The organism is Rhizobium rhizogenes NBRC 13257 (genome assembly GCF_000696095.1).
GTDB classification, from domain to species: Bacteria; Pseudomonadota; Alphaproteobacteria; order Rhizobiales; family Rhizobiaceae; genus Rhizobium; species Rhizobium rhizogenes.
This window is the reverse complement of the sequence record NZ_BAYX01000004.1, coordinates 118,917-135,643: the sequence shown is the minus strand read 5'-3', so window position 1 is coordinate 135,643 and position 16,727 is coordinate 118,917. Positions and strand designations below refer to the sequence as shown.

The 16,727-nt window shown below is 61.7% G+C and carries 15 protein-coding genes; 13 read left to right on the top strand and 2 right to left on the bottom strand.

Annotation, left to right across the window (positions count from 1 at the left end; translation table 11 throughout):
- Nucleotides 1–33 precede the first annotated feature (33 nt).
- The gene (locus RRH01S_RS10100) at nucleotides 34–1,344 is read right to left on the bottom strand and encodes an ABC transporter substrate-binding protein (protein ID WP_007692192.1); all 1,311 of its coding nucleotides are present in this window, start codon (nucleotides 1,342–1,344) and stop codon (nucleotides 34–36) included.
- Nucleotides 1,345–1,562: 218 nt separating this feature from the next.
- Here RRH01S_RS10100 and RRH01S_RS10095 point away from each other — a divergent pair, with 218 nt between their 5' ends.
- From RRH01S_RS10095 to RRH01S_RS10040, 12 genes are all read left to right on the top strand, one after another.
- Complete coding sequence (locus RRH01S_RS10095) at nucleotides 1,563–2,765, top strand: ROK family transcriptional regulator (RefSeq protein WP_039973706.1); 1,203 nt, start codon at nucleotides 1,563–1,565, stop codon at nucleotides 2,763–2,765.
- Between the two features lie 40 nt (nucleotides 2,766–2,805).
- Nucleotides 2,806–3,906, top strand: a complete 1,101-nt coding sequence (locus RRH01S_RS10090; protein ID WP_042471429.1) for a Gfo/Idh/MocA family protein — start codon at nucleotides 2,806–2,808, stop codon at nucleotides 3,904–3,906.
- A gap of 24 nt (nucleotides 3,907–3,930) precedes the next feature.
- The gene (locus tag RRH01S_RS10085) at nucleotides 3,931–4,572 is read left to right on the top strand and encodes a ThuA domain-containing protein (RefSeq protein WP_034521934.1); all 642 of its coding nucleotides are present in this window, start codon (nucleotides 3,931–3,933) and stop codon (nucleotides 4,570–4,572) included.
- A gap of 190 nt (nucleotides 4,573–4,762) precedes the next feature.
- The gene (locus RRH01S_RS10080; protein ID WP_034521937.1) at nucleotides 4,763–5,161 is read left to right on the top strand and encodes a VOC family protein; all 399 of its coding nucleotides are present in this window, start codon (nucleotides 4,763–4,765) and stop codon (nucleotides 5,159–5,161) included.
- Nucleotides 5,162–5,267: 106 nt separating this feature from the next.
- The gene (locus RRH01S_RS10075; protein WP_110924615.1) at nucleotides 5,268–6,311 is read left to right on the top strand and encodes a zinc transporter ZntB; all 1,044 of its coding nucleotides are present in this window, start codon (nucleotides 5,268–5,270) and stop codon (nucleotides 6,309–6,311) included.
- A 654-nt stretch (nucleotides 6,312–6,965) separates the two neighbouring features.
- Complete coding sequence (locus RRH01S_RS10070; RefSeq protein WP_034521941.1) at nucleotides 6,966–8,048, top strand: ABC transporter ATP-binding protein; 1,083 nt, start codon at nucleotides 6,966–6,968, stop codon at nucleotides 8,046–8,048.
- A 15-nt stretch (nucleotides 8,049–8,063) separates the two neighbouring features.
- Nucleotides 8,064–9,134, top strand: coding sequence for an ABC transporter ATP-binding protein (locus RRH01S_RS10065; protein ID WP_007692205.1), 1,071 nt, complete (start codon nucleotides 8,064–8,066; stop codon nucleotides 9,132–9,134).
- A gap of 2 nt (nucleotides 9,135–9,136) precedes the next feature.
- Nucleotides 9,137–10,009 carry a carbohydrate ABC transporter permease gene (locus RRH01S_RS10060; RefSeq protein WP_034521944.1) on the top strand — a complete coding sequence of 291 codons (873 nt, stop codon included), beginning with the start codon at nucleotides 9,137–9,139 and terminating at the stop codon, nucleotides 10,007–10,009.
- Nucleotides 10,006–10,929 (top strand): carbohydrate ABC transporter permease, encoded by a 924-nt coding sequence (locus RRH01S_RS10055; protein WP_007692209.1) that lies wholly within the window; start codon nucleotides 10,006–10,008, stop codon nucleotides 10,927–10,929. Before RRH01S_RS10060 ends, RRH01S_RS10055 begins: the two co-directional genes overlap by 4 nt.
- Nucleotides 10,930–10,941: 12 nt before the next feature.
- Entirely contained in the window at nucleotides 10,942–11,229 is a 288-nt protein-coding gene (locus RRH01S_RS10050; RefSeq protein WP_007692211.1) for a DUF2160 domain-containing protein, read from the top strand.
- Nucleotides 11,230–11,355: 126 nt separating this feature from the next.
- On the top strand, nucleotides 11,356–13,086 hold the full coding sequence (locus RRH01S_RS10045) for an ABC transporter substrate-binding protein (protein WP_042471423.1): 1,731 nt from the start codon (nucleotides 11,356–11,358) through the stop codon (nucleotides 13,084–13,086).
- A gap of 230 nt (nucleotides 13,087–13,316) precedes the next feature.
- Nucleotides 13,317–14,177 carry an HAD family acid phosphatase gene (locus tag RRH01S_RS10040; RefSeq protein WP_042471420.1) on the top strand — a complete coding sequence of 287 codons (861 nt, stop codon included), beginning with the start codon at nucleotides 13,317–13,319 and terminating at the stop codon, nucleotides 14,175–14,177.
- 81 nt (nucleotides 14,178–14,258) lie between these two features.
- Here the strand turns inward: RRH01S_RS10040 and RRH01S_RS10035 are convergent, their stop codons facing one another.
- A complete protein-coding gene (locus tag RRH01S_RS10035; protein ID WP_034521953.1) occupies nucleotides 14,259–15,554 on the bottom strand; it encodes an ABC transporter substrate-binding protein in 1,296 nt (431 codons plus the stop codon).
- A 150-nt stretch (nucleotides 15,555–15,704) separates the two neighbouring features.
- Between RRH01S_RS10035 and RRH01S_RS10030 the strand changes: the two genes are divergently transcribed.
- Complete coding sequence (locus RRH01S_RS10030) at nucleotides 15,705–16,727, top strand: LacI family DNA-binding transcriptional regulator (RefSeq protein ID WP_042471416.1); 1,023 nt, start codon at nucleotides 15,705–15,707, stop codon at nucleotides 16,725–16,727.

Below are 16,727 nucleotides of genomic sequence, written 5' to 3'. Positions count from 1 at the left end.
CCGGCGAAGATGGTTTGCCGGCGCCCGCCCAAGTTAGAGCTGATCCTGCTCGAAAGCGTCCTGGACCTGCTGCGCGCCGTCCTTCGGCGTGATCTGGCCAGAGACGATGCCGACCGCGACGTCGTTGACAACACGGCCGACGGAGGGACCGAGATCCTGGTCGAAGAAGTTCTGGTGCCAGGTCGAATGCGCCAGTTGCTCGGCGGCGTCGCCCATCAGCGGCCCCTTGACGCCGTCTTCGGAGCCGACCGTCGCCGGAATGAGCATGCCGGCCTGCGCCATCGTGCGTTCATTCTCCGCATTGGTGAGATAGGCGAGGAAATCGAGCGCTTCCGGCGGAGCCTTCTTGGTCACGGCCCAGCCGTTCAGGCCGCCGAGCGTATCGGTCGCGAGACCGGCGCCGCCGGTGACCGCCGGGAAGGCGAAGCGGCCGACATTGTCATCGGCCAGGCCCTTGCCATCGCCGGAATTGGTGCGCTGGTTGGCGACGGTATTTTCGAAACCGAGGATCATCGCGGCCTTGCCATCGCCGAAGATGCCGAGCGCCTGCGGCCAGGTGGCACCGAGATAGCCCGGCTGGAACGGCTCCAGCTTGCCGAGCTCTGCGAGCTGCTCACCCGCCTTGATGATCGCCGGATCATTGAAGCCGTTGCCCTGGCCGGTCTTGGCCGCGGTGAAGACCGGCTGGCCGCCGTCGCGCATCACCAGATAGCTCCAGTAGAAGTGGATCGGCCACTTCTCGCCGCCACCGCCGGCAATCGGTGCAATACCGGCCGCCTTGATCTTCTTGACCGCGGCCAGATAGTCGTCCCAGGTCTTGATGGCAGTGGCGTCGACGCCGGCCTTGGCGAAGAGCGCCTTGTTGTAGAAGAAGGAAACCGTGCCGAGCTTGTAGGGTACGGCACTGATCTTGTCGTCGAAGGTGAGCCCCTTGACCGCCGCCGGATTATAGGCCTTCAGCCAGGCGCCGTCCTTGGCGTTCATCGCCGCGGTCAGGTCCATCAGCGTGCCGGTCTGCTCCTGCTGCTTCAGCACGCCGCCGCCCCAGCTGAAGAAGAAATCCGGCGCGTCGCTCGATTGCAGCAGCGTCGGCAGCTTTGCCTTGAACGCCTCGTTCGCCAGGAACTGCATCTGGATCTTCACGCCCGGATGCTGGGCTTCATACTGATCGGCGATCTTGCGCCAGACGGCCACATAGTTTGGATCGGTTTCGAGATGTAGCCACTTGACGACCGTGTCAGCCGCGGCGCTGGTCGCGCCGGAAAGCATCGCAAGTCCCGTGGCAGCAGCAATGGCGGCAATACGCACGCCGCGAAGGGCCTTCGCCCCACGTTCATAAAACATGATTGTCTCCTCCCAAGGGAACAACAGCCTCTATATTTTTTCCCTTATGCGGATTAATTCAACGGAGCTTTGCTGAAATGTCAACCACCATTCCTAAATTTTCGGCAAAAGCGGCCCGAGCGGCTTGACATCGGACTGTAAGCATAGGCTATTTAATTCGCATCCCGTCAAAAATACCAGGCCGCAACCGAGCGGAAACGTCATTCGGCACCATTCTCATGAAAACAGCAGATCCCGAGCTTATGCGGGCGATAAACCGCTTCAATGTGCTGGATACGATCCGGCGAGCGGGTTCCATCGCACGTATCGAAATCAGCGAAAGCACCCAGCTTTCCACCACCACGGTTTCGGCCATCACCGCTTCGCTCCTCGATGACGGCCTGATCCTGGCCCGCACCGAAGGCGATCTGCGTGAAGCCGCCGCCCGTGGCCGGCCGCGCGTCATGCTGGAGCTCAATCCGGACGCCGCCCGCGTCGTCGGCGCAAAGATCGCCGCCAACCGCATGGTCTTCGTCGTCGCCGATTTCCGCGGCGAGGTCCTGTCGACGCTGACGCTTGCCCTTCGCGTCGACCGGCAGCCGATCAGCGTCATTGCCGACCTGATCGAAGATGGCGTGCGCCGCTGCGTCGTCGATGCCGACCTGGCGCTGGACGAGATCGATTCCGTTTGCCTCGGCCTGCCCGGCGTCATCGAGCACCGCACCGGCCATGTTCGCTCGAGCCCGATCTTCCGCGAGAGCGGCGTCGATTTCGCCAGAGAAATGTCCGAACGATTGGGCGTCCCCACCATCGTCGAGAGCGATGCCCATGCCATCACGCTGGCACACCACTGGTTCGGCCAGGCACGGGACCTCGACGACATGGTGCTGGTGTCGCTGGAGCAGACGCTCGGCCTTGGCGTCTTGCATGCCGGCCAGCTCTTTCGCGGCGCTGGCGGCCTGAGCCACAATCTTGGTGATCTTGTTCTTGGCATAGGACCGCAAGGCACAGTGAGGCTTGCAAGCCTTGCCGGCGAAAGCGCCATCCTCGGCGACCAGCCCAACGGCCGCTTCGCCGAAGCCATCCGTCTCGGCCGCGGCATGGCACATGCGAAAACCCTGATCGCCGCCGAGGACAACGCGTTGATCAATGCAGCCATCCGCGCCGGCGAGGCCTGCGGCATGGCACTCGCCAACATCGTCACGCTCTTCGCGCCGCCACGCGTCATTCTTGTGGGATCGAGCCTGGCGCTCGGCCAGCCTTTCCTCGACAGCCTCCGGGAAGCCTATTCCCTGGCGATCCCGCCCTCGATCAAGGGCGTGACGGAACTCGTCTTCGACCAGTCGACAGACGAGACCTGGGCGCAGGGTGCGGCGGTCGTCGCACTGCGCGAGCTCTATGAATCGCCTTGGGGAACGACGGGGCCGGCATCGGCCCTCTGACCCGCAAGGACGGACAAGCATTTCATTTGGAGGAAGTTTTATGGAAAAGGTCGGCATTGGCATTATTGGCTGCGGGAACATTTCCGGCGCCTATCTCAAAGCGATGAAATCGTTTCCCATTCTCGACATCAAAGGCGTCGCTGACCTCAATCGCGAACTGGCCGAAGCCAAAGCCGCCGAATTCGGTCTGAAGGCCGTCGATATCGCAGCCCTCTTCGCCGATCCCTCGATCGAGATCATCGTCAACCTGACCATTCCGAAGGCGCATGTCGCCGTCGGCCTGCAGGCGCTCGACGCCGGTAAGCACACCTATTCGGAAAAGCCGCTCGGCATCAATTTCGCCGAGGGCAAGAGGCTCGCGGATGCCGCCGCCGCCAAGGGCCTGCGCATCGGCGCGGCCCCCGACACCTTCCTCGGCGGCGGACACCAGACGGCGCGCTCCATCATCGACGAAGGCGCGATCGGCATTCCGGTCGGCGGCACCGCCACCTTCATGTGCCCCGGCCATGAGCGCTGGCATCCGAATCCGGCTTTCTATTATGAAGTCGGCGGCGGCCCGATGCTCGACATGGGTCCCTATTACATCACCGACCTCGTCAACCTGCTCGGCCCGGTCTCCCAGGTTGCCGGCTTTACCGTGACGCCGCGCAAGGAACGCATCATCACCAGCGAGCCGCGCAACGGCGAGCACATCCCCGTGCATGTGCCGACCCACGTCGCCGGCGTCATGGCCTTTGCCAGCGGTGCCGTCGTGCAGATCGGCATGAGCTTCGACGTTGCCGGCCACAAGCATGTGCCGCTCGAGGTCTACGGCACCGAAGGCACGCTGATCGTGCCCGATCCGAACCATTTCGGCGGCGAGGTCGAGTATCTGAGGAAGGGTGGCCAGTTCGAGGGGCGCGAGGTCACAGCGCCCTATGCCGACGGCAATTATCGCTCGCTCGGCGTCGCGGATCTCGCCCACGCCATCCGCTCCAACCGGCCGCATCGCGCCAATGGCAGCCTGGCGCTGCATGTCCTCGAGGTCATGGAAGCCTTCCAGACGGCCTCGGACACCGGCCGCACGGTCACCATATCAACACAAACGGAACGTCCGGCCCCTCTGTCAGAGTCCCTCGTGGACGGAAAAATCGGCCGCTAACCGCGCAATTTCAGGAGGAATATCATGCGTGAAGCACTTATCGTCTGGGGCGGCTGGAGCGGCCATGAACCGCAGGAATGCGCCCATATCATCCGCGACATGCTGGAGGAGGACGGCTTCAAGGTCTATCTCGAAAACAGCACCGAAGCCTTCGCCGACCCGTCGATCCACGATCTCAGCCTGATCGTGCCGATCGTCACCATGTCGAAGATCGAGAAGGAAGAGGTGAAGAACCTCGCCGAAGCCATCGAGAGCGGTGTCGGGATCGCCGGTTATCATGGCGGCGCCGGTGACAGTTTCCGCGAAAGCGTCGAATACCAGTTCATCATCGGCGGCCAATGGGTCGCCCATCCCGGCAACATCATCGACTACACAGTCAATATCACCCAGCCCGACGATCCGATCATGGAGGGAATTACCGATTTCCCCTACACGTCGGAGCAATATTACATGCATGTCGACCCATCGAACGAGGTGCTGGCCACCACCACCTTCACCGGTGACCACGCCTACTGGATCGACGGCGTCGTCATGCCGGTCGCCTGGAAGCGCAAATACGGCAAGGGCCGCGTCTTCTATTCTTCACTCGGCCACCAGGCCAAGGAATTCAGCGTGCCGCAGATGAAAACCATCTTCCGCCGCGGCGCCAACTGGGCGGCACGTTGACGACGAGCTGGTTGAGGCTAGCCACAGGTAGCCGCTACATCCAATGACCACCTGGAGCCGCCCGCAGCAAGTTGTTGCGGGCGGTTTTCTGTTTGAAAAGTGCACTACGAAGGCGATACGGACATTATGTTCCCGCCTTGCATGTTCTGCGATGTGCAAGAACTGATCCGAAACCGGAGTTTCCAGACATATGCTTCATCATATCTCCTTCGGCGTCTCCAACATTGAACGTGCAGCGACATTCTACGATGCTGCTCTTGCCCCGCTCGGATACATTCGCGTTTGGGAGGATCTCAGGCCGGGAGAAATGGATCAGGCCGTAGGCTATGGCATTGCCGGCGGCGGCGATAAGCTGGCGTTGAAGTTCTGTCCGGAAGGTCAGCGGCCGCCCGGTCCGGGTTTTCATCTGGCCTTGGCCGCACCAAGCAAACAAGGTGTTGTCGACTTCTATGAAGAGGCTATCGAACATGGGGGAACAGGCAACGGTTCCCCCGGCCTTCGACCCCACTATGGGCCACATTATTTTGCGGCATTCGTGATCGATCCGGATGGCCATCATATCGAAGCCGTCTTCAATTCTCCCGATTGATGGTGGGAGGCAGGCACCTTGCCACTTTGACCCGAACTGGTAAGCTACCCGACAGCACACCACAAACTCCGGTGATGCTCGCGCTTTTTGCTACCATGGGGATGGGATGGATCAAGGCGCTATGGAAGCATCGAACAGTTCGACAGTCAGCTACGGCACCGAACCGGGATTGCGTTTCGCCTCCCTGCTCGACGGACAGGGCGGCTGCCGGCAGCTCAGCCTGGAACAGGTCGGTTCCTGCAAGCCCGGAGAGGGCGTCACCTGGCTGCATTTCGAGCGCGATCATCCCGCTACCGCCGACTGGATCACCCATAAGAGCGGCCTTGACCCTTTCGTCATCGAAGCTCTGCTGGAGGAAGAATCCCGACCGCGCGTCGAGCCCGTAGGCGACGGGCTGCTGATCATCCTGCGCGGCGTCTGTGCGACCTCGCCAGATGGCACGACGCAGAAGCCGACCGATATCGACCTCGTGCCCCTGCATCTCTGGGTCGATGGTGAGCGCATCGTTTCGCTTCGCGACAGCGGCCACTACATCACGGCGCTGCGCGATATCCGCCTGTCACTGGAAAAGAAGAAGGGGCCGCAACGCTCCGGCGAACTGCTCGCTTTGATCGGCGACAAGCTGGTGCGTGATCTCGAACCCGTGCTCGACGCCATGGACGAAGAGGTCGACGAGCTTGACGAACTGATCTTTCACGGCGAGGCCGGCCAGGTGCGCGAGCGCCTGAAGCTTTTGCGCCGGCGAGCCGTGCAGCTTCGCCGCTATCTGGCGCCGCAGCGCGACGCGCTGAACCGCATCGAGCATGACGATGCGCCCTGGCTTGCCGAACGCGATAAGCTGCGCATGCGCGAGGTCATCGACAAGCTGATGCGCTATATCGAATATCTCGACGCCATCCGCGACCGCACCAGCATCCTGCATGACGATTTATCGACCGTCATCAGCGAGCGCATCGCCCGCAACTCCAACCGCCTCGCAGCCCTTGCCGCCCTGCTTCTGCCGCCGAGCGTGGTGGCTGGCCTGTTCGGCATGAATGTCGGCGGTATTCCCGGGGTCAACGACACCTGGGCCTTCGTCGTCATCGTCCTCTTCGTAACGGTTACGTCGATCGCCACCCTCTGGGTGCTGAAGCGCATCAACTGGCTCTAGACCCGACCCGAACCTCAGCCACGCCGGACGCGAAGGTCGATGCTTTCGGATAAGCGACCAGCAATCTTACACACGGCTTGCCACCTGATGTTCAAACCTCACGCACATGAGAAAATGTGAGAACAACCGGAAGCCACTGCTCCGCCTTTTGGTGTCCGGACATGGATTTCGCGCCATTTCCCATCCGGATCAATCGGTTACCTTTCTTATTATAAGCCCCTAAAAAAGCACAGGAATGAGATTTATGAAGCGAAACTGAAACGCGACCAGTTTTCGTTTGACATTCCTTTATCTTCATTTATCGTCGTTATGGTTTCGGTTTTCGCTTGAGGGGCGCAAAGTGAAACAGGGGGAGGATCCATTGTCCATAGATCGAATCGATAGCAAAAATGGTGCTGCTCGCAGAGCAAGCTGCATTGCCACTCGGCCTGCGCGCCATAGCCTGCGCGAAGGCGGATCTTTTGCATCGAGCTTCAGACGCCGCATTTTCCTAAGAGCATTTCACCATTCGGAATCTGGCACCGGCGCGCGACCGCGCGTGACAAGTGCCGAGCCGGCTTGGGCAAAAAACATCACCCCGTAAGACGTAACCGACCCAGAACTATCAATCTCCTCGCAGCGGCATCGACATGCCGCGCATGGAAGGAATCTATCGTGCTTGAACTCAGAAACGTGTCGAAATCGGTCAGCGGCGAAACGCATATCGCCGAAACGAACCTGACGCTGCAGCGCGGCACGCTGAATGTCCTCCTTGGACCGACACTGTCGGGCAAGACGTCGCTGATGCGGCTGATGGCCGGCCTAGACAAGCCGACGACGGGGACGATCCATGTCGACGACGCTGACGTCACCGGCGTTCCCGTGCAGCGCCGCAACGTCGCTATGGTCTACCAGCAATTCATCAATTATCCGGCGATGACCGTCTACGACAACATCGCCTCGCCCATGCGCCTTGGCGGCACCGACGCGGAGACGATCGACCGCGAGGTGAAAAAAGCCGCCGATCTCTTGCGGCTCGGCCCCTTCCTCGATCGCCTGCCGCTCAGCCTTTCCGGCGGCCAGCAGCAGCGCACGGCGCTGGCCCGCGCCATCGTCAAGAACGCCGGCCTGGTGCTGCTCGACGAGCCACTCGCCAATCTCGACTATAAGTTGCGCGAGGAACTGCGCGCCGAACTGCCGAAAATCTTCGCCGAATCCGGCGCTATCTTCGTCTATGCCACGACCGAGCCTTCGGAGGCACTGCTTCTGGGCGGCAACACAGCAACCCTATCGCAGGGCCGCATCACGCAGTTCGGGCCGACGATCGACGTCTTCCGCAGCCCGAAAGACCTGATGACCGCCACCACCTTCGCCGATCCGCCGCTGAACACCATCACGCTCGACAAGCACGGCAACCTCTTCGTGCTGAACGACAGCATTCGCCTGCCCGTACCGTCGGGCCTCGAGGACCGGCCCGACGGCCCCTATACGATCGCATTCCAGCCGCACCATCTGGCGCTGAAGCCGCAGACGCCGGAAGCCGTCGCCGCGCCGGCGCGGGTGATGGTGACCGAGATCACCGGTTCGGAAAGCTACATCCACATCGATTTCGCCGACCGGCGCTGGGTGATGCTGACCCAGGGCGTGCAGGACATCGATGTCGACGATGCGATCGACGTCTACATCGACCCGCGCCACATCATGGTGTTCGACACCGATGGCGCCGCCGTTACACCCGCCCTCCAACGGGCAGCCTGAGGAGAGACACGGCCAATGGCACGTATCGACCTGGATCATATCCGACACGCCTATAACGACCATCCGAAGTCCGATGCGGACTATGCGCTGAAGGAAGTGCATCACAGCTGGGAGGACGGCAGCGCCTATGCGCTGCTCGGGCCGTCCGGCTGCGGCAAGACCACGCTGCTCAACATCGTCTCCGGCCTGGTGCGCGCCTCCGAAGGCCGTATCCTCTTCGACGGCAAGGACGTGACCCGGCTATCGACCCAGGAGCGCAACATCGCCCAGGTCTTCCAGTTCCCGGTCGTCTACGACACCATGACGGTCTATGAAAACCTCGCCTTCCCCTTGCGCAACCGGCACGTTCCGGAAGCCGACGTGAAGCGCAAGGTCGACGAGATCATCGAGATGATCGGCCTCTCCGACAGCGCTCACCGCAAGGCGCGAGGCCTGACGGCCGACGCCAAGCAGAAGATTTCGCTCGGCCGCGGCCTGGTGCGCTCGGATGTCAACGCCATCCTGTTCGACGAGCCGCTGACGGTCATCGACCCACACATGAAATGGGTGCTGCGCTCGCAGCTGAAACAGCTCCACCGCCGCTTCGGCTTCACCATGGTCTATGTCACCCACGACCAGACGGAAGCGCTGACCTTCGCCGACAAGGTGGTGGTGATGTACAATGGCGAGGTGGTGCAGATCGGCACGCCGAACGACCTGTTCGAGCGCCCGCGCCACACCTTCGTCGGCTATTTTATCGGCTCGCCGGGCATGAACGTCTTACCGATCGAGATCGATGGCCGCAATGCGCGGCTCGGCAACCGCACGATCGCCCTTCCCGGCGCACCCATCGAGCGGCGCGAAGGCCGCTCCGAACTCGGCATTCGCCCGGAATTCGTTCGTCTCGGCCGCGAAGGCATGCCGGCGACGGTCACGCAGGTCGAGGATCTCGGCCGCCGCAAGGTGGTGCGCGCCAAGCTGGACGGGCAGGATATCGTCGCCGTCATTGGCGAGGACCAGACCGTACCGGCCGAACCGCATATCGCGTTCGATCCCGCCGGCATCAATATCTACGCCAACTCCTGGCGCGTCGAGATGGGAGCCTGATCATGGACAAGCCGTGGAACAACAAAGCCTGGTTCATGCTCATTCCCGTCCTGGTGCTGGTCGGCTTTTCGGCCGTCATTCCGCTGATGACGGTGGTGAACTATTCGCTGCAGGACACCTTCGGCAACAACGTCTTCTTCTGGGCAGGGACGCAATGGTTCGAGGAGATCCTGCACTCCGGCCGCTTCTGGGACGCCATGTTCCGCAACCTGATCTTCTCCTTCGTCATTCTGGCGATCGAAGTGCCGCTCGGCATCCTCATCGCGCTCAACATGCCGAAGAAGGGCGTCGGCGTGCCGATCTGCCTGGTGCTGATGGCGCTACCGCTGCTGATCCCGTGGAACGTCGTCGGCACGATCTGGCAGGTGTTCGGCCGCAGCGACATCGGCCTGATGGGCTATGTCCTCGTCGGCCTCGGCATCGACTATAATTACGTCTCCGATCCGGTCGACGCCTGGGCGACGATTATCCTCATGGACGTCTGGCACTGGACAAGCCTTGTCGTGCTGCTCTGCTATGCCGGCCTTGCCTCCATTCCCGACGCCTTCTATCAGGCCGCCAAGATCGACGGCGCCTCGCGCTGGTCCGTCTTCCGCTACATCCAGCTGCCGAAGATGAACCGCGTGCTTTTGATCGCCGTGCTGCTGCGCTTCATGGACAGTTTCATGATCTACACCGAACCCTTCGTCGTCACCGGCGGCGGCCCCGGCAATTCCACGACCTTCCTGTCGATCGACCTCGTCAAGATAGCGCTCGGCCAGTTCGACCTCGGCCCCGCAGCAGCAATGTCGCTCGTCTACTTCCTGATCGTGCTGCTCTTGTCCTGGGTCTTTTATACCGTCATGACCAATTATGATGCGGGAGCGACGCGATGAGCGCCAAACCTCTTTCCACCACCGCCGACGACGCAACGATGCACCAATTGGCCGCTTCAAGCTCCGCCGCGAACGCTCCGGCCACGACCGGCACACAATCGGTAAGCCGGCATCGCGAAGAGGGACGCTGGTCCTGGGTGGTGCCGACGCTCTACATCGTCTTCCTGCTCCTGCCAATCTACTGGCTCGTCAACATGAGCTTCAAGACCAATGAGGAGATCGTCGGCGGATTGACGCTCTATCCGCATGCGCCGACGCTGCGCAACTACACGATCATCTTCACCGATCCGTCCTGGTATAAGGGCTATATCAACTCGATCACCTATGTCGTCATGAACATGGTGATCTCGGTTGGCTGCGCGCTGCCGGCGGCTTATGCCTTCTCGCGCTACCGCTTCCTTGGCGACAAGCACGTCTTCTTCTGGCTGCTGACCAATCGCATGGCGCCGCCGGCGGTCTTCGCGCTGCCCTTCTTCCAGCTCTATTCGGCCTTCGGCCTGATCGACACCCATATCGCGGTCGCGCTGGCGCATTGCCTGTTCAACGTGCCGCTCGCGGTCTGGATCCTCGAAGGCTTCATGTCCGGCGTGCCGAAGGAGATCGACGAAACCGCCTATATCGACGGCTATTCGTTCCCGCGCTTCTTCATCAAGATCTTCATTCCGCTGATCGCCAGCGGCATCGGCGTCGCTGCCTTCTTCTGCTTCATGTTCTCCTGGGTCGAGCTTTTGATCGCCCGCACGCTGACGGTGACCGACGCCAAGCCGATCGCCGCCATCATGACGCGCACGGTCTCGGCCTCGGGCATGGACTGGGGCCTGCTTGCCGCCGCCGGCGTGCTGACCTTGGTCCCCGGCGCACTCGTCATCTATTTCGTCCGCAACTACATCGCCAAGGGCTTCGCGCTCGGCCGCGTCTGAAGGGAGACCATCATGAATACCGATTTTTCCTGGATGGCCTGGACACTGCCGACCGCGCTGTTCTTCGCAACGATCCTGGCGCTACTGATCGGCATGGCGGTCTGGGAATATGTCTCGCCCGGCGGCAATCCACGCATCGGCATCCTGCGCTTCGAAACGACGCGCGGCGACCGACTATTCGTCTCGCTGCTCGGCGCCGCCTTCATCCATATCGCATGGCTGGGTCTGATCGGGCCAAGCCTGTGGTGGGCGGTCGGCATTTCCGTGGTCTATGCGATCGGCGTCTTCCGCCTGGTCTAGCCCGGTTTCAAGAGTTACCCCGCCACTTGCCCGTCTTCGGACATGCGGCGCGGTAAGACAAGTCGATACAGATGGCCGGGGATCCGGTCGCCTGACACTGCGTTCGCAACCTGTAGGGAGGAATATATGCGACGGAATCTCTTAACAACGACGGCAGTCGTGCTGCTGGCTCTGGCCGGCTCGGCTCAGGCCGGCATGAACGAAGCCAAGACATTCCTGGACAAGGAGATCGGCGATGTCTCGACGCTCTCGCGTGCCGACCAGGAAAAGGAAATGCAATGGTTCGTCGACGCGGCCAAGCCCTTCCAGGGCATGGAGATCAAGGTCGTCTCCGAAACCTTGACCACCCACCAGTATGAATCACAGGTTCTGGCACCGGCCTTCACCGCCATCACCGGCATCAAGGTCACCCACGACGTCATCCAGGAAGGCGACGTCGTCGAGAAGATCCAGACGCAGATGCAGACCGGCCAGAACCTCTATGACGGCTGGGTCAACGATTCCGACCTGATCGGCACCCACTGGCGCTACAAGCAGGTCCGCAACCTGACCGACTGGATGGCCGGCGAGGGCAAGGACGTTACCAATCCCGGCCTCGATATCGCCGATTTCATCGGCACCAGCTTCACCACCGCACCGGACAAGAAGCTCTACCAGCTTCCCGACCAGCAGTTCGCCAACCTCTACTGGTTCCGCTACGACTGGTTCAACGACGCGAAGAACAAGGCCGACTTCAAGGCGAAGTACGGCTACGATCTCGGCGTGCCGGTCAACTGGTCGGCCTATGAGGACATCGCCGAATTCTTCACAGGTCGCGACGTCAACGGCAAGAAGGTCTTCGGCCATATGGATTATGGCAAGAAGGACCCGTCGCTCGGCTGGCGCTTTACCGATGCTTGGCTCTCCATGGCCGGCAACGGCGACAAGGGCCTGCCAAACGGTCTGCCGGTCGACGAATGGGGCATCAAGGTCGATGCCAACTCGCGTCCGGTCGGCTCCTGCGTCGCGCGTGGCGGCGACACCAACGGCCCGGCCGCCGTCTACTCCATCCAGAAGTATCTCGATTGGTTGAAGGCCTATGCACCGCCGGAAGCTCAAGGCATGACCTTCTCGGAATCCGGTCCGGTTCCGTCGCAAGGCAACGTCGCCCAGCAGATCTTCTGGTACACGGCCTTCACCGCCGACATGGTCAAGCCCGGCCTGCCGGTCATGAATGCCGACGGCACGCCGAAATGGCGCATGGCGCCTTCTCCGCATGGCGTCTACTGGAAGGACGGCATGAAGCTCGGCTATCAGGACGTCGGTTCCTGGACGCTGATGAAGTCGACCCCGGTCGACCGCGCCAAGGCCGCATGGCTTTACGCGCAGTTCGTGACATCGAAGACGGTGGACGTGAAGAAGAGCCATGTCGGCCTAACCTTCATCCGCGAATCCACCATCCGCGACAAGAGCTTCACCAAGCGCGCGCCTGAACTCGGCGGTCTGATCGAGTTCTATCGCTCGCCGGCACGCGTGCAGTGGTCGCCCACCGGCACCAACGTTCCGGACTATCCGAAGCTGGCGCAGCTCTGGTGGCAGGCGATCGGCGATGCCGCATCGGGTGCCAAGAACGCGCAAGGTGCCATGGATGCACTCTGCGCCGACCAGGAAAAGGTGATGCAGCGCATCGAACGCGCCGGTGTTCAGGGCGATATCGGTCCGAAACTCGCCGAAGAGCATGATCTCGCCTACTGGAACGCCGATGCCGTCAAGAACGGCCATCTCGCTCCGCAGCTGAAGATCGCCAACGAGAAGGAAAAGCCGGTCACCGTCAACTACGACGAACTGGTCAAGAGCTGGGCCGACGCGCAGAAGTAAGCCGAGCCTGTGACGTAATAGAGATGCCGGGGCCTGAAGGGGCTCCGGCATTTTTTGTGATGACCCAGCACGAAGAACAGCAAAAACCAGCCGCGTCGCGACTGTCACAGACTTGACACATTTCCTGTGAGCACGAACTATCCTTATCCGGATCATGGCATCCGAATACATCAGAAACCGTTGATATGCTTCGCGGATTTTCAGCAGCCAATAATCATAAGGAGAACAGCGTGAGAAACAGTCATTTTGGGCGCCGGGCGCTCATGACCGCCATCGGCCTTGCCGCCGCCCTGCCGGCTCTGGCAGCCGACCTGCCGACAGCCCAGCCCGACGACAATCTCAACGCGGTTCTCTGGGATCAGACCTCGGTCGAGGCCAAGGGGAATGCGCTCGGCGCCTACGCGCTCGGCCGCATCCGGCTCGATGAAGCGCTCGCGGACAAGAACTGGACCGCTGCCCCGGTCGAGCAGACCGGCAACTTCCAGGATTTCCCCCCGGCAATCATCCTCGATGTCGACGACACCGTGCTTAACACATCGCCCTATCAGGCCCAGAACATCATTGCCGGCACCAGCTTCACGCCGGACAGCTGGACCAAATATGTCAACGCCCAGCAGGACAGCCCCATTCCGGGTTCCGTCGAATTCACGCAATATGCGGCATCCAAGGGCGTAAAGGTCTTCTACGTCACCAACCGCACCGCCGACGAGGAAACACCGACCGTCGAGGAAATGAAGCGCTTCGGCTTTCCGATGGGCGACAATGTCGACACCTTCCTCAGCGCCAAGGAACAGCCCGACTGGGGCTCGGCCAAGGGCACGCGCCGCGCCTTCATCGCCAAGAACTACCGTATTCTCCTGATGTTCGGCGACAATTTCGGCGACTTCACCGACGATTACAAGGGCACGCTTGAGGAGCGCCAGAAGGTCTTCGAAACCAATGCCGCCCATTTCGGCCACGACTGGATCGTCATCGCCAACCCGACCTACGGCTCGTTCGAAAGCGCGCCCTACAAGGGCGACTACAAGCTTCCGCCTGAAAAACAGCGCCAGTTGAAGCAGGATGCGTTGAAGCCCTGGGATGGGAAATAAGGCTGCTTAACGAAGGCTTGTCAGGTGAGTCCGCGCTTGCCGTAACTCACCTGACCGTCACCCCTGATAGCCAGCGATCAATCAACTCTTCCGCTTCAGCTTGGTCGCACCTTCCTCCACCAGCTTCTGCGCCGCTTCCGCGACCGTGATCTTGCCGAAGGCGAGCTGATCGGCGACCGGGCGCGCGACGTTCTGGTCGAACTCTCCGGAGCCGAGCGGCGCCGGCACTGGATAGGTGCCGACCTGATCCTTCAGCAGCTCGATATATTGCACCGTCTGCTGCTCCACCGGATTAAGTGTCGGCAAGATGGAAGCGCGTACGGCGGGCGACATCGGCACGCCGCGCTCGACGCCGAGGATCTTGCCGGCATCGGGATCGTTGACGAAGAAGTTGATGAATTTCGCCGCCGCTTCGCCGTTCTTGCTGGTGGCGCCCACACTCCAAATCAGGGCCGGGCGATAGTAATGGCCGGAAGGGCCGTCCTTCTTTTCGCGCGGCAGCATCGTGACGGCGAGCTTGCTCTTGACCACGAGCTGATAGCCGACGAGCTGGTTGGAATAGGCCATGCCGATGGCGGATTTGCCGAGCGCCAGGCAGTTGCTCTCGATGACGTTCTGGTCGAGCGTCTGGACATCGGCGGAGACCGTGCCGCCGCGCTTGCGCAGATCTTCCCAGTAGCTGTACCATTCCTTGGCATCGTCGACGCCGAAGCCGAGCCCGCCCTCTTCCGTAAAGAGGCTCTTGCCGCGCTGGCGTAGCCAGACATCGAGGACGTAATTGTAGCGCGCTCCATAGGGGCCGCCCCAATAGCCGCGCTTGCCGGCCGCCTTGGTCATTTCCACGGCAAGATCGGCATATTCCGCCCATGTCGTGGTCGGGCCGGGCGGCGTGAGGCCGGTCTTCTTGAACATCTCCTCGTCGTAGAACATCGCGAAGGAGTTCAGCCCGAGGCCGACGCCATAGAGTTTGTTGTCGACGGTAGTCAGCTTCAGCACATCCTTGCCGAAGCTGTCGACATTCAGCGTCGAGGGCACGAATTGGTCGAGCGGCATGCAGGCGCCGCGCTTGGAATAATCCGAAATCGTGCTCGGCTCGAGCTGGAAGACATCCGCTATGTTCTGGCTGGCCATGCCGGTCGCGAGCTTTGCCCAGTAGCCGTCGCCGCTGATGCTTTCGCCGACGACGGAAATATCCGGGTTCTTGGCATGGAACAGCTCGGCGACACCGATTGTGCGCTTGCCGCGATCGGGCGAGCCCCACCACATCGCCCGCAATTGCGTCGCGTCGGCAAAGGCGGGCATGGCCCCTCCACCGAAAGCGAGACCGGCCGCGGCACCGGCAGTTCCGATCATGAATGAACGACGATTCACGCGCATGAGATTCCTCCTTCTCTCGCGTTGCTATCCGCGACGATCTCCCCGACGCCTACTGCGGATAATTCCGCGGGAGGATATGCAACTTCATTGCGAAACGCAATAAACAATCTTTTTCTTGCAAATTTGCACGATTTGCATGATTGTTGCGTTATGAACGAGCTTCGATCCAAACGCATCACACAAGCCGATATTGCCAGCAGGGCCGGCGTCTCCGTCTCCACCGTGTCGCGGGTGCTCACCAACGAGCCTGGCATCAGCGACACGATCCGCCAGCAGATTTTCAAGGTGGCGACCGACCTCGGCTACCCCCTGAAGGCGGCCGTCGATAGCATGCCGGGAGGGCTGGCGCTGATCGCCAGCGACAGCGCCACGGGTGGCCTCAGCGTCTTTTACGAAGGCATTCTCGAGGGCTTACGCGCTGGCGCCGCCGAGCGCGGCATGCCCTTCGACATCCGCCTCGTCCGGGAGGCAAGGACCTCGCCGGAGCATATCCAGGAGCAGCTTCAGGCGGCCGGCGCCGAGGGACTGTTCCTCGTCGGCATCGACCCGCCCGACGACCTGCGCCCCTGGCTGGAGGAAAGCGGCACGCCGACCGTGCTCGTCAACGGGACCGACCCGAAGCTGCGCTTCGATGGCGTTTCGCCCTCGAACTTCTTCGGCGCTTACGCCGCAACCCGCCGGCTGCTCGATGCCGGCCATCGCCGTATCCTGCATTTCACCGGCTCTCACCGCCAGACGATCCGCGAACGCGTCCGGGGCTTCGAAGCGGCGATTGCCTCGGTGGAAGGTGCCGAAGGCCGGATCGTGCCGATGACCTTCCGCGGCAGCTCCAGCCAGGAGGCCCATGATACCACCGCCGCCATCCTTGCCGAGGATCGCAGCTTCACCGCCGCCTTCTGCATGAACGATTTCATCGCCGTCGGCGTGCTCGATGCCGTTACCGAAGCTGGTCTGCGCGTGCCCGACGACTTCGCCATCGTCGGCTTCGACGATCTGCCCTGCGCGCTGATGACCAATCCGCGCCTCGCCACCATGCGCGTCGACCGCGCCGCCCTGGGGCGCGAGGCCGTCAACCTGATGATCGCCCGTTTCCGCGATCGCGACGCGCCCGCGCGCCACGTTTGTCATGCCGTCATACCGATCCCCGGCGGCACCCTTCCGTCCGAAACCTGA

Excerpts from the sequence above, each read along its gene's own strand:
- RRH01S_RS10095 (WP_039973706.1), top strand. The coding sequence starts at position 1,563 with ATGAAAACAGCAGATCCCGAGCTTATGCGGGCGATAAACCGCTTCAAT.
- RRH01S_RS10035 (WP_034521953.1), bottom strand. The coding sequence starts at position 15,554 with ATGCGCGTGAATCGTCGTTCATTCATGATCGGAACTGCCGGTGCCGCG.
- RRH01S_RS10055 (WP_007692209.1), top strand. The coding sequence starts at position 10,006 with ATGAGCGCCAAACCTCTTTCCACCACCGCCGACGACGCAACGATGCAC.
- RRH01S_RS10085 (WP_034521934.1), top strand. The coding sequence starts at position 3,931 with ATGCGTGAAGCACTTATCGTCTGGGGCGGCTGGAGCGGCCATGAACCG.
- RRH01S_RS10065 (WP_007692205.1), top strand. The coding sequence starts at position 8,064 with ATGGCACGTATCGACCTGGATCATATCCGACACGCCTATAACGACCAT.
- RRH01S_RS10090 (WP_042471429.1), top strand. The coding sequence starts at position 2,806 with ATGGAAAAGGTCGGCATTGGCATTATTGGCTGCGGGAACATTTCCGGC.
- RRH01S_RS10075 (WP_110924615.1), top strand. The coding sequence starts at position 5,268 with ATGGATCAAGGCGCTATGGAAGCATCGAACAGTTCGACAGTCAGCTAC.
- RRH01S_RS10030 (WP_042471416.1), top strand. The coding sequence starts at position 15,705 with ATGAACGAGCTTCGATCCAAACGCATCACACAAGCCGATATTGCCAGC.
- RRH01S_RS10100 (WP_007692192.1), bottom strand. The coding sequence starts at position 1,344 with ATGTTTTATGAACGTGGGGCGAAGGCCCTTCGCGGCGTGCGTATTGCC.
- RRH01S_RS10080 (WP_034521937.1), top strand. The coding sequence starts at position 4,763 with ATGCTTCATCATATCTCCTTCGGCGTCTCCAACATTGAACGTGCAGCG.
- RRH01S_RS10050 (WP_007692211.1), top strand. The coding sequence starts at position 10,942 with ATGAATACCGATTTTTCCTGGATGGCCTGGACACTGCCGACCGCGCTG.
- RRH01S_RS10045 (WP_042471423.1), top strand. The coding sequence starts at position 11,356 with ATGCGACGGAATCTCTTAACAACGACGGCAGTCGTGCTGCTGGCTCTG.
- RRH01S_RS10060 (WP_034521944.1), top strand. The coding sequence starts at position 9,137 with ATGGACAAGCCGTGGAACAACAAAGCCTGGTTCATGCTCATTCCCGTC.